Source organism: Paenibacillus sp. 01T442, from assembly GCF_056398345.1.
In genome coordinates this window covers 54,048-65,820 of the sequence record NZ_JBFTPF010000036.1, presented here as the reverse complement: position 1 = coordinate 65,820, position 11,773 = coordinate 54,048, and the positions used below count along the sequence as shown (strand labels likewise).

General features: G+C 47.2%; 13 protein-coding genes and 1 rRNA gene. All 14 read right to left on the bottom strand.

Annotation, left to right across the window (positions count from 1 at the left end; all coding sequences use genetic code 11):
- Positions 1-77: ribosomal RNA gene (locus AC1DLM_RS22695) — 16S ribosomal RNA — on the bottom strand; the annotation flags it as partial.
- 329 nt (positions 78-406) lie between these two features.
- Entirely contained in the window at positions 407-1,903 is a 1,497-nt protein-coding gene (gene lysS, locus AC1DLM_RS22690; RefSeq protein ID WP_441991540.1) for a lysine--tRNA ligase, read from the bottom strand.
- An 87-nt stretch (positions 1,904-1,990) separates the two neighbouring features.
- On the bottom strand, positions 1,991-2,467 hold the full coding sequence (gene greA / locus AC1DLM_RS22685; RefSeq protein WP_056617876.1) for a transcription elongation factor GreA: 477 nt from the start codon (positions 2,465-2,467) through the stop codon (positions 1,991-1,993).
- A 221-nt stretch (positions 2,468-2,688) separates the two neighbouring features.
- Positions 2,689-3,705, bottom strand: a complete 1,017-nt coding sequence (gene dusB / locus AC1DLM_RS22680) for a tRNA dihydrouridine synthase DusB (RefSeq protein WP_441991539.1) — start codon at positions 3,703-3,705, stop codon at positions 2,689-2,691.
- Between the two features lie 17 nt (positions 3,706-3,722).
- On the bottom strand, positions 3,723-3,935 hold the full coding sequence (locus AC1DLM_RS22675; protein WP_056617884.1) for a helix-turn-helix domain-containing protein: 213 nt from the start codon (positions 3,933-3,935) through the stop codon (positions 3,723-3,725).
- Positions 3,917-4,429, bottom strand: a complete 513-nt coding sequence (gene folK, locus AC1DLM_RS22670; RefSeq protein WP_441991538.1) for a 2-amino-4-hydroxy-6-hydroxymethyldihydropteridine diphosphokinase — start codon at positions 4,427-4,429, stop codon at positions 3,917-3,919. The genes AC1DLM_RS22675 and folK overlap by 19 nt, the downstream gene beginning before the upstream one ends.
- Entirely contained in the window at positions 4,426-4,794 is a 369-nt protein-coding gene (gene folB, locus AC1DLM_RS22665; protein WP_236292809.1) for a dihydroneopterin aldolase, read from the bottom strand. Before folB ends, folK begins: the two co-directional genes overlap by 4 nt.
- Before the next feature lie 39 nt (positions 4,795-4,833).
- The gene (gene folP / locus AC1DLM_RS22660) at positions 4,834-5,655 is read right to left on the bottom strand and encodes a dihydropteroate synthase (RefSeq protein ID WP_441991537.1); all 822 of its coding nucleotides are present in this window, start codon (positions 5,653-5,655) and stop codon (positions 4,834-4,836) included.
- 22 nt (positions 5,656-5,677) lie between these two features.
- Positions 5,678-6,544 carry an aminodeoxychorismate lyase gene (gene pabC / locus AC1DLM_RS22655; RefSeq protein WP_441991536.1) on the bottom strand — a complete coding sequence of 289 codons (867 nt, stop codon included), beginning with the start codon at positions 6,542-6,544 and terminating at the stop codon, positions 5,678-5,680.
- 7 nt (positions 6,545-6,551) lie between these two features.
- Complete coding sequence (pabA, locus tag AC1DLM_RS22650; protein ID WP_441991535.1) at positions 6,552-7,133, bottom strand: aminodeoxychorismate/anthranilate synthase component II; 582 nt, start codon at positions 7,131-7,133, stop codon at positions 6,552-6,554.
- Between the two features lie 34 nt (positions 7,134-7,167).
- Positions 7,168-8,697 carry an anthranilate synthase component I family protein gene (locus AC1DLM_RS22645; protein ID WP_441991534.1) on the bottom strand — a complete coding sequence of 510 codons (1,530 nt, stop codon included), beginning with the start codon at positions 8,695-8,697 and terminating at the stop codon, positions 7,168-7,170.
- A gap of 117 nt (positions 8,698-8,814) precedes the next feature.
- The gene (cysK, locus tag AC1DLM_RS22640) at positions 8,815-9,756 is read right to left on the bottom strand and encodes a cysteine synthase A (RefSeq protein WP_171629503.1); all 942 of its coding nucleotides are present in this window, start codon (positions 9,754-9,756) and stop codon (positions 8,815-8,817) included.
- A gap of 112 nt (positions 9,757-9,868) precedes the next feature.
- Positions 9,869-10,819: a peptidyl-prolyl cis-trans isomerase gene (locus AC1DLM_RS22635; RefSeq protein WP_441991533.1), complete on the bottom strand. Its 951-nt coding sequence runs from the start codon at positions 10,817-10,819 to the stop codon at positions 9,869-9,871.
- Positions 10,820-10,884: 65 nt separating this feature from the next.
- Positions 10,885-11,760, bottom strand: a complete 876-nt coding sequence (gene hslO / locus AC1DLM_RS22630) for an Hsp33 family molecular chaperone HslO (protein WP_477571256.1) — start codon at positions 11,758-11,760, stop codon at positions 10,885-10,887.
- Positions 11,761-11,773 lie beyond the last annotated feature (13 nt).

Sequence of the window (11,773 nt, the reverse complement as noted above, 5' to 3'; positions counted from 1 at the left end):
GGATAAACCCGCTCGACTTGCATGTATTAGGCACGCCGCCAGCGTTCGTCCTGAGCCAGGATCAAACTCTCCATAGTAGAAAGATGACTTGCTCATTTGAAGCTAGCGAGATTTTGCAATCTCTTTTATAGTCGATTACTCGACTGTGCTTACTCACTCGTTGTTCAGTTTTCAAAGATCAATCACTCTTGTCCAACCCGCTCTCTTTCGAAAGCCGGAAGACCAATATACCACACTGAGTTTTTATTTGCAACTCTTAATTTCGAGTTGTTTTTTGTTGTGTTTCTTGTGTTTCTCGTTTTGTCCTCAGCGGCAACTTTTATAAGATACCACAGACCGCATACACTTTGCAAGTCCTAATTTCAAAAAAATTAGAGGCACCGAATGGCGCCTCTAAACAAACAAATTACTCACCTTGGCGTTCACGCATCAACGGGAATAATAAGACATCACGGATCGATGGTGCATTCGTCAATAGCATGACCAAACGGTCAATTCCTATACCTAAGCCACCCGTTGGCGGCATACCATACTCAAGTGCACGGATGAAATCTTCATCCATTTCATGCGCTTCATCATTGCCCAGATCTTTTTCGCGCAGCTGCGCCTCAAAACGTTCTCTTTGATCGATTGGATCATTAAGCTCTGTAAAAGCATTCGCATGCTCGCGCGCCACGATAAAGAGCTCAAAGCGATCCGTAAAGCGCGGATCCTCGGGGTTCTTTTTGGCAAGCGGAGAAATCTCTAATGGATGCCCATAGATGAACGTAGGTTGAATCAACGTCTCTTCTACAAACGTCTCGAAGAATTGGTTCACAATGTGACCAAATGTCATATGCGGCTCAACAGACACCTTGTGCTCTTTGGCCAAACCATGCGCTTGCTCGTTCGTCATATGAACGCTAAAGTCTACGCCCGTGACTTCTTTGATCGCATCAACCATAGAGACACGTCTCCAACCTACAGCTAAATCAACCTCATGCTCTCCATAAGGAATCGTCGTCTGACCAAGAACCTCTTGCGCGATATGAGCAACAAGCTCTTCTGTCAACTTCATGATATCTTTGTAGTCCGCATAAGCCTCGTACAACTCAATCATCGTAAACTCTGGGTTATGACGCGTAGAGATCCCCTCATTGCGGTATACGCGGCCGATTTCGTACACTTTCTCCAGTCCGCCAACAATAAGACGCTTCAAATGAAGCTCAATAGCAATACGCATATGAAGCTGCATATCCAACGCATTGTGGTGCGTGTTAAAAGGACGTGCAGAAGCGCCACCCGCGATAGAATGCAGTGTTGGTGTCTCCACTTCCAAATAGCCCAAGGAATCTAAATAACGGCGCATGGATTGAATGATTTTGGAACGAAGAATAAACGTCTTCTGAACATCTTGGTTCATAATCAGATCCACGTAACGTTGACGATAGCGCAACTCAACATCACTAAGGCCATGGAATTTATCCGGCAACGGAAGCAAAGATTTCGTCAATACTTCAAGTGATTTCACTTTAATAGAGGTTTCACCTGTTTTCGTTTTGAAAACAACACCTTCCACCCCTACCATATCGCCTAGATCGAGAATATCAAAAGCTTTATAAATATTCGCCTCCAGCGCATCTTCACGCACGTAGATTTGAATTTTCCCTGTGATGTCTTGCAGATGTGCGAAGCTAGCTTTACCCATACTTCTCTTCTGCATAATACGCCCTGCAATACGAACCTCAACGTTCGCTTCATCTATATCCTCTTTGCTCATCTCTTGATAAGCCGAAAGAATATCCCCTGCTGTATGCGTCCTTACAAACTTGCCGCCGAAAGGATCGACACCAAGACCGCGAAGCTCGTCCAATTTGTTGCGCCTAATAACGAGCAATTCATTTAATTCCAGTTCCTGACTCATGCTTTTCATCTCCTACGAATTAGTTTAGGGCTGTGAACGGAAAAAAGCTTCCTGACGGAAGCTTTCCAAAAGGCTTGCGGCTGCACGCTACTTTTTAATATCAATAATTTGATACTGAATGACGCCAGCAGGTACTACAACATCAACGTTGGTGCCCTTTTGCTTGCCTAGAATAGCTCTACCCACAGGGCTTTCATTCGAAATCTTATTCTGCAACGGATCGGATTCAGCCGAACCTACAATGTTGTATTCTACCAAGTCACCATATTCCAAGTCTTTCAGCGTAACAATCGATCCAACACTAACCGTGTTAATATCGACATCATCGTTATTAATAATCCGCGCATTGCGCAGCATTTTTTCTAAAGTAATGATTCTTCCTTCAATAAAGGCTTGCTCATTCTTCGCATCTTCGTACTCGGAGTTCTCACTAATATCGCCATAACCGATGGCGACCTTAATTCTTTCCGCAACTTCACGGCGTTTCACGGATTTCAGATGCTCAAGCTCATCCTCTAATTTCCGTAGCCCTACTGGTGTAAGAATGACCTCTTTTTCAGCCATTGCCAACTGATCTCCCGTCATGTGAAAGATTTTCATATCGTTGAATCGATGCTTCCTGCTAGGAGTTAGGTCTTTATAGAGCTGATTCAAGTAGTATGAATTCACGTTTCATAATAAGTTGCTTACTCGTTAGTCTTTCAATATATGCAGGAACACATTAATATTGACTGATTATATTGCAACGGTTTCAAAATGTCAATGTCAACCATCACTGCTTCTTTTTAATGCAGCACAGCTGATTCTTCGGCTGTCCCAGACACGGAACTCGTTGCAAGATGTTCAACATATGCGTCCAATGTACGAACCATTTCATCCCGCTTCTCTGTCTCCATGATGATATCTTTCACACGGGCTGCTCCTGTCATACCTTTGAGGTACCAAGCCATGTGTTTGCGCATTTCCTTCACGGCAACATGTTCACCCTTGAGGGCAATTAATCGATCCATATGCAAAATCGCGATGCGGATTTTCTCTTCTGCCGACGGTTCCGGCGGTAGTTCACCATTAGCCAGGTATTGCACGGTACGATACAACATCCACGGGTTGCCTAGCGCACCACGTCCAATCATTACACCATCTACACCCGTTTGATCCAGCATGCGCTTGGCATCCTCCGGTGTGACGACATCACCGTTACCGATAACCGGAATCGAAAGAGCTTGCTTCACCTCACGGATGATATCCCAATCAGCTTTGCCCGTGTACAACTGCTCGCGCGTACGCCCATGAACACTAACGGCACTGCCGCCGCCTCTTTCGACAGCTTTCGCATTTTCGACAGCATAAATATGTTCCGAATCCCAACCAATACGCATCTTCACCGTAACAGGTTTACTTACAGCGGCAACGACTGTCGCGATCATAGCTTCGATCTTATCTGGTTGGAGCAACCATCTAGCGCCCGCATCACATTTCGTGATTTTGGGAACAGGGCACCCCATGTTGATATCAATAATATCGGCATTCGTATGTTGGTCAACAATTCTAGCCGCTTGAACTAACGTCTCCGTGTCGCCGCCAAAAATCTGAAGACTCAATGGCTTTTCACGATCATCGACATATAACATTTCCATCGAACGCGCATTACCGTGAACGATCGCTTTATCACTAACCATTTCCGCGCAAACTAAGCCTGTACCAAACTCTTTGGCGATTAATCGAAACGCTGGATTACAAACGCCCGCCATTGGGGCTAATACAACTCTATTGGGAGCTTCGACATTTCCTATTTTCAGCACCGAAGATTCCACTCCTCTCATTTCACAACTACTGCTACTAATTCCTCGGGTTCAATATTAAGAACTTGCGAGATATTATGAATCATTTTATTGTCTGGCTTGCGTGTTCCACGTTCAATCGCCCCTAGAATGGCAATCGATACGCCTAACAAATCGGCCAACTCACTCTGCGTATAGCCTTTTAACTTACGAAAAGCGCGTATGCGCTGTGCTATTGAGCTTTTTTCCATAGGATGACGCCTTCCTTTCCTTCCAGTTTCTCCAAGTGTGCAGAGATAGATTCAAATAGAGCGTCCTGCCGCGCGTAGAGAACCTCAGAGAGGGGCACTAATACAAAAGCCCGCTCATGCATCCGCGGATGCGGAATGATCAAGTCGGGGGTTGTAAGCTGGTGGTCACCATACAAGAGCAAATCCAAATCAATTGTTCGGGGTCCCCAACGTAAGTCACGTGTCCGACCCAAACGCTTCTCAATGGCTAGCAAGGTAACTAATAACGCTTCAGGCGATAAGTCCGTATCAATTTGAATAACCATATTTAGAAAAGCAGATTGATCCACATAGCCCACAGGCTCGGTTTCATAGATGCTGGACTGCCCCGTCACCGTTATCCCCGATTCCTCATTCAGCGCTGCGATAGCACCCTGCAAATAATGTTCACGCTTATCAATATTGGAGCCTAATGCGACGTAAGCAATCGTGCGTTCTCGATCTTCGGCTGTCATTCCAATGCCCGCTTTCGGTTAATCTCTATGGTAACACCGTCAAAAATAACGGCGAAGGGCGGATGCGGCTTAATGACCCGAACCGTCACTTCATTGATACTAGTATAAGTATGCAGGAGCTCGGATGCAATATTTTCTGCTAATGCCTCGATTAATTTGTACGTACGCCCTTCCACGATCTCTTTGATCAGGAAAAAAGCTTCGCCATAATGAACCGTTTCCGTCAAGTCATCGGTCTTTCCAGCTTTATCTAAAGGGAGCATCAGCTCTACATCGACGTAGAAGCGTTGGCCCAACGTGTTTTCTTCAGGAAACACACCGTGATTACCAAAAAATTGCATGCGGGTAAGGATGATTTTGTCCATAGGGGAGGCCTCCAGGGTTGAAATAACGATATAGATAACTTAAAGTTTACTGCGCAACATGGCATCCGTCATAACGGCTAACCGTTTGATGGCTTGAATATCGTGGACTCTAACGATTCCGCACCCTTGTGCAATGCCAAGTACGACAGTTGCTGCCGTTCCATCGAGCCGCTCCTCGGGAGGCAGCCCTAGGGTGAGTCCGATGACGCTTTTGCGCGATGTGCCTAAAAGAACTGGATATCCCATATCCACGATCGGACGCAGGTTGTTCATTAGATAGAGATTTTGCTCGTAGGATTTCGCAAATCCAATGCCGGGATCAAGAATGATATGCTCTGGCTTAACGCCCGCATGAATCGCCTGTTCTGTATATTGACGTAGATCTCCGATCACTTCTGGGAGAAATTCGACATATTCCGAGCTTCTCCGATTATGAGTGATGATAAATGGACAATCGTATTGCGCAACCACGGCTGCCATGTCGGCATCCGCTTGACCGCCCCAAACATCATTGATGATGTGGGCTCCTGCCTCTAGCGCTTGTCTGGCTACCTCCGCTTTGTAGGTATCAATTGAAATAGCGATGCTGATTTCACGGCGAATCGCCTCAACAACAGGAATTACACGTTGCAGTTCCTCGTCAGGCGTAACAATCGCTGCACCTGGCCGTGTGGATTCTCCACCAATGTCGATGATGTCTGCGCCTTCCGCAACCATTTGATGGGCTTTGCGAACCGCATCTTCAACTTGTCGGTAGCTGCCGCCATCCGAAAAGGAATCTGGCGTTACGTTTAATATGCCCATAATGATCGTACGATCACCGATGGGCAGTTCGTGTCCTCTACAGGATAACACATTCATTTAAGGATTCACTTCCTGTTCGTTACTGTGACATTGCGTAGCGTTGAATAAGTTGGCGAGTTGTAGTACCCGGAAATCCAGTTCCTACAGTGTAGGCTTGTCCACTCGGAGTATACAAAGTGGTGACAGGAACGATTTCTTGAATTGAATTCACGAGAATCACTTCTTCTGCTTCTACGAGATCTTCCCAACGGTACAAACCGTCCTGTGTAGGAAGTTGAAGCTGCTGTGCGAGATCGAGCACATGCGCTCTTGTAATGCCCGGCAAGATACCCGTATCGAGCGATGGGGTGTAGAGGGTATCATTTTTGACGAAAAAGAGATTGCTGACAATCCCTTCCGCCACATAGCCATCTTCCGAAAGCATAAGCCCCTCCGCCCCTGTAGCCCATGCGTATTGCCCTAGTTCTCTTCGAGCCAAAATGTTGTTCATATAATGAAAGGACTTAAACCGATACATGCCTTCCGGTGTATTGCGAGGCAGCTTGAGTAGTTGCAGCGCTTTGCCATGAAGGTAGGTTTTTTCATCCCTAGGAGGCAATGGCTTGATGTAGATGATTTCTGATGGCTTCGCATAGTCGCCGGAAGGAAGACCTAATGCCTCGACGCCGGCAGAGACGGTATAGCGAATATATGCTTCTTCGAGATGATTAGCTTGGAGCAACTCTTCGATGAGGCTTGTCAGCTTCTCTAAGTTAGGCTCGTAAACGATGCCCAGCTCCTGACACCCGTCCGTTAAACGACGAATATGTTCAGCTAGCAGGAACGGTTTGCGGTTGTAGGTTCGAAATGTCTCGAACAAACCGATCCCGTAAAGAAAACCGTGATCGTATACTGAGACCACGGCTTGTGTTTCTTCGGTTAAGATACCATTGATGGAGATGATCATACGTTAGTTAAACCCCTGACTTCGCTGTGCGGCGAAGAAAATTACGCAGCATTTGATGTCCATGCTGGGTGATGATCGATTCTGGGTGGAATTGCACCCCTTCAATCGGATACTCTTTATGACGCAAAGCCATGATTTCACCTTCAGCTGTTTGTGCGCTGATTTCTAGGCAATCGGGCAATGTTTCTCTTTTGACAATCAAAGAATGATAACGTGTCGCGATGAAAGGTGACGGAAGTCCTTCGAATAAGGTTTTACCGTCGTGGAAAATCTCAGATGTTTTACCGTGCATCAAGCGCTCTGCGCGAATCACATCGCCGCCAAAAGCTTGGCCAATGGATTGATGTCCGAGGCAAACGCCGAAAATCGGGATGATCCCTTTAAAATGGTCAATCAGTGATAAGCTAATTCCAGCTTCATTCGGCGTGCAAGGACCTGGAGATATTAAGATATGGTCCGGCGCCAACGCCTCGACCCCTGCCAAATCAATTTCGTCATTACGACGAACGATGACTTCCTCGCCAATCTCTCCCAAATACTGAACAAGGTTGTACGTAAACGAATCATAATTATCAATCACTAAAATCATTCTAAGCTCCCCTTTCGTCTCAGCCCACTCGGGCTTAAGCTCGGCTCATGCTCCGCTCGCTATACTCAATTGCTTTCCACATCGCTTTGGCTTTGTTCAAGGATTCGATGTATTCACGCTCTGGAATGGAATCTATAACGATCCCCGCTCCTGCTTGAATATGCCCCATCCCGTCAACCGCTACTAACGTGCGTATAATAATATTAAATTCCATATTGCCATTATAGTCAATCCATCCCATCGAACCTGTGTAAGGACCACGACGTACTGGCTCTAGTTCTTCAATGATTTCCATGCAGCGAATCTTCGGTGCGCCTGTAATGGTACCACCCGGAAAGGTTGCCGCAATGACATCATAGGCGTCCTTCCCCTCTGCCAATTCGCTGACAACTTCGGAGACGATGTGCATCACATGGGAGTAGTATTCGATGACCATGAAGTCTTTCACATGGACGGAACCATATCGCGAGATGCGGCCCATGTCGTTGCGCTCGAGATCGACCAGCATGACGTGCTCGGCACGCTCTTTGTCGTTGTGGATGAGCTCGCCGGCTAGGCGCAGGTCATCCTGTTCGTCCTTGCCGCGCGGGCGCGTGCCAGCGATCGGACGCGTCCGCAGGACGCCGTCCTCGAGCTGTACGAGCAGCTCCGGCGAGCCGGAAACAAGGGCGAAGCCTGCGAATCGCAGCAAGCCCATGTAGGGCGAAGGATTTACGACGCGCAGCGCCTCGTAAATCTCCTCCGGCGTCGTGCGCAGCTGCCGACTCTGTCTAACCGACAAGTTGACTTGGAACACGTCACCTTGGGAGATGTAGGCTTGGATGCGCTCCACCGCAGCCATGAACGCGGCTTTGTCGAAGGCAGGCTGGATGCCTGCGATGCTTTCGACGTCGATGTCCAGCAGCTCGCGCGCCATCGCGGGTTGGTCGGCACCGCTCAGCGGTGTGCCCGACCAGTTGCCAGCGCGGATCGCGTGCCAGCGAACGAGCATGGCTTCGGCGCTAGCGTGCGCCTGCGCGTAGAGCTCGCTGAGGTCTGTGGTTGTTGTGCATGGCATGTGCACAGCGATATACAGGCTCTTCTCCGTGTGATCCAACGTCCACACCTGATCATACATGGCAAAGCAGTAATCAGGGATCGGCAGATCATCTTGTGCTTGTTCTGGCAGTTTCTCAATGGTGCGAATCACATCGTAGCTCCAATAGCCTACGCAGCCACCGACAAATTTGGGCGCACCTTGGACTTTCGGACTACGATAAGATGACATCCACTGCTTGACGATGTCGAGCGGCTTCCCCTTCAGATGTGATACCGTTGAGGCCGTGTGACCTTTGATTTCTGCTTCCAAGCCTGTACCCCGCACAGTCGAAAAGGGATGCAGCCCAAAGTGCGTATAACGTCCGCCTTTTCCACTTTCAAGCACGAAGGAATCGGGCGAAGCTTCTTTCCATGCGTCTTCCCACGAGGCAATCCGATCATCGGCTAAGCCTAATTTGATTACATACGGCAGCATGTTGTAGCTAGAAGACCACTCCTGCCATTGTTCCACTGTAGTTAAAATCATACTTGTGCTCCTTAAAATCCGTTAATTCGTTGTCCATTAGTATACTCCAACCCTATAAAGAAAAAAAGCCCCAGCTGTAATAGCTGAAGGCTCGATCTCTTTGCATGTGTTTGGACCTTATTGCTCTTCGAATTGGTACAAAGGCGTGGAAAGGTAACGCTCACCGTTACTTGGAACGACAGCAACGACACGTTTGCCAGCGCCTAACTCTTTAGCAACCTTCAATGCTGCGAAAATCGCTGCACCGGAGGAGATTCCGCCAAGAATACCTTCTTCTTTGGCAACACGGCGTGAAGTTTCGAACGCATCTTCGTTCTCAACAGCAATAATTTCATCGTACACATTCGTGTTCAAAATATCTGGAACAAAACCTGCGCCGATACCTTGAATTTTATGAGGACCTGGCTTACCGCCGGAAAGAACTGGGGATGCCGCAGGTTCAATTGCGTAAATTTTGATGTTCGGGAAGTTTTCTTTCAAAACGCCACCTGCACCTGTGATTGTACCACCTGTACCGATACCGGAAATGAAAGCATCCAGTTTCCCATCATGTGCGTTGATCGCTTCCACGATTTCAGGTCCTGTCGTTTCACGGTGAACCTTCACATTCGCTTGGTTCTTAAATTGTTGTGGAATGAAGTAGGTAGGATTCTCTGCTTGAAGTTCTTCCGCACGTTTAATTGCACCCTTCATGCCTTCTGCTCCAGGAGTTAGAACGAGCTGTGCACCGTAAGCGCGAAGCAGGTTACGTCGCTCCAATGACATTGTTTCTGGCATAACTAGGATAGCTTTATATCCTTTAGCTGCTGCCACCATGGCAATCCCGATTCCAGTGTTACCACTCGTTGGTTCTACAATTGTGTCACCTGGTTTCAATTTGCCTTCTTGCTCGGCAACTTCGATCATGGAGATGGCAATACGGTCTTTTACACTAGCACCTGGATTTTGGTACTCTAGTTTCACATAAACCTCTGCACTGCCTTCTGGAACAACACGGTTCAAACGAACTAGTGGTGTATCTCCAATCAAATCCGTAATGCTCTGTACTAATCTTGCCATAATATTTCCCCTCCAGATTAAGTTTGCATGATTTCCGAGTTAATTAGTCGGTATTAATTATATTAATCTTAACAATGCACTTACAGGTTGTCAACCCATTTCTCACAATCCCTTATCGGAGTGTTGGATCCAACACACTTACCTGCCATTTACCCCGTAGCTGCGCGACAAACTCTTTCAATGGAGGTGCTTGTTGCAACGCAAGCTCCCTGCGTACACTCTCCCGAATGAACACCAGATCCGGATTCTTTTTGTCCCGCCTACTCTTAAGTAATACGACGGCAAATCCTTGTAAAACAGGGATGGGCTTACTAACTTCGCCAACCTTCAACAGTTTCGCTGCCTCTAGGATCGGAGCCTCCACAAAAGGATCATCCCCTTCAATCCAACCCAAATCACCACCCGTGTTATTGGTGGCATCATCAATGGATCGATCTCTGGCAAGAATCCCAAAGTTCCCGCCTTTGGCTAGTTCCGCAATGACTTTCGTCGCTTGTTCCTTCGTGGATACAATGATCTGCCCAATGTTGTATTCTGTTTCTTGTTTAAACTCATCTGCATGGGTCTTTATGTATGTATCAACCTGAGTATCAGTGATGTGAATGGATGCCGTTGCTAGCTTCTCAAGTAACAACTTATTCGATACATCCTCTTGGATTTCCTGCTCAGACATCCCCAATTGACTTTGCATGGAGTCATAAAATTGCTGTTCACTTTCGTACCCTTGCTGCATCCTTTTCAGCTCACGATTGATTTCCGCACTCTCTACCTGAATCCCCGACTCATTTCCCTCTAAGCGAATTACTTCACGATCCAGCATTTGACTTAGCTGCTCTGGGCCATAATGGCGTGTTAGCGCTAATTCGAGCTCATCCATGGTAATTTCACGATTTCCAATTTTGGCGATAACTCGTGTATGCTTCTTCTCACCCTGCTGTTCTGGCTCCGGTGATTGTCTTGGCTCTGATTGGTTGATGGCATGACTGATCAGCAAGGAGGCGAGCACGAGAATACATATCGCCATCGCGATGATGACTCCCCACAATCGCTTTACATTGCGCATCCTATTTCCCTCTTTTACTTCCATATTGCTGCTTGCATCTGTATTCACTAGCTAAATCAAGCAGATTACCATGATTGCCTATCAATCATCCGTTGTAAATCTTCCCCTTCATACCGGTAAGCTTCATTACAGAAATGACAAACGACTTCGGCAACTCCCTCTTCTTCCAGCATTTCTTGAAGTTCTTTTTTGCCCAGCGAAATCAGTGTAGACTCCACTTTCTCCCGACTGCATTTGCAGCGGAACATGACGTCCATCTCGTCAAGTTTACGGAAAGAGGGGAGTACGGTTTGTAAAATTTCTTCTAAATTCAATCCTCCGCCTAACATGTTCGTGAATGTCGGGATTTGGCCCAACATGGCTTCAATCTCATCAATTTCACTATTCGTTAAACCAGGAAGCAACTGAATCACAAATCCCCCAGAAGCAAGGATCGTATGGTCCGTATTCACCAAAACGCCAAGTGCAACTGCCGAAGGTGTTTGTTCCGACTTAGCAAAATAATACGTGAAATCCTCTGCCAATTCGCCTGAAATTAAAGGAACGCTTCCTTTATAAGGCTCTTTCATGCCTAGATCTTTCGTTATGTATAAAAAACCGTCTGTGCCCACGGCAGCAGCAACATCTAATTTGCCGTTCTCTTTGAGCGGCGGGTCTACCAAAGGATTATCTACGTATCCACGCACTTCACCCTTCGCATTCGCATCAACCACGATTTGCCCGATCGGTCCATCGCCTTTGACTTGCACAATGAGATGTTCCTCTCCMTTGAGCATTGCAGCTATAAGAAGCGCCGCCGCGGCTGTTCTTCCTAAGGCAGCTGTCGCTGTTGGTGTCGTTTGATGCCTTCGACTTAGCTCTTCCGTTAGAAGAGTCGTCTGAACAGCGAACGCACGCACTCGTCCATCTAACGCTGTTCCTCGAATTAAATAATCAGTCATGTCTGTGTCCTTC

Coding starts and splice junctions, on each gene's coding strand:
- AC1DLM_RS22635 (WP_441991533.1), bottom strand. CDS start 10,819: ATGCGCAATGTAAAGCGATTGTGGGGAGTCATCATCGCGATGGCGATA.
- pabC (WP_441991536.1), bottom strand. CDS start 6,544: ATGATCATCTCCATCAATGGTATCTTAACCGAAGAAACACAAGCCGTG.
- folP (WP_441991537.1), bottom strand. CDS start 5,655: ATGAATGTGTTATCCTGTAGAGGACACGAACTGCCCATCGGTGATCGT.
- folB (WP_236292809.1), bottom strand. CDS start 4,794: ATGGACAAAATCATCCTTACCCGCATGCAATTTTTTGGTAATCACGGT.
- greA (WP_056617876.1), bottom strand. CDS start 2,467: ATGGCTGAAAAAGAGGTCATTCTTACACCAGTAGGGCTACGGAAATTA.
- AC1DLM_RS22645 (WP_441991534.1), bottom strand. CDS start 8,697: ATGATTTTAACTACAGTGGAACAATGGCAGGAGTGGTCTTCTAGCTAC.
- pabA (WP_441991535.1), bottom strand. CDS start 7,133: ATGATTTTAGTGATTGATAATTATGATTCGTTTACGTACAACCTTGTT.
- AC1DLM_RS22675 (WP_056617884.1), bottom strand. CDS start 3,935: ATGGAAAAAAGCTCAATAGCACAGCGCATACGCGCTTTTCGTAAGTTA.
- cysK (WP_171629503.1), bottom strand. CDS start 9,756: ATGGCAAGATTAGTACAGAGCATTACGGATTTGATTGGAGATACACCA.
- folK (WP_441991538.1), bottom strand. CDS start 4,429: ATGACAGCCGAAGATCGAGAACGCACGATTGCTTACGTCGCATTAGGC.
- lysS (WP_441991540.1), bottom strand. CDS start 1,903: ATGAGTCAGGAACTGGAATTAAATGAATTGCTCGTTATTAGGCGCAAC.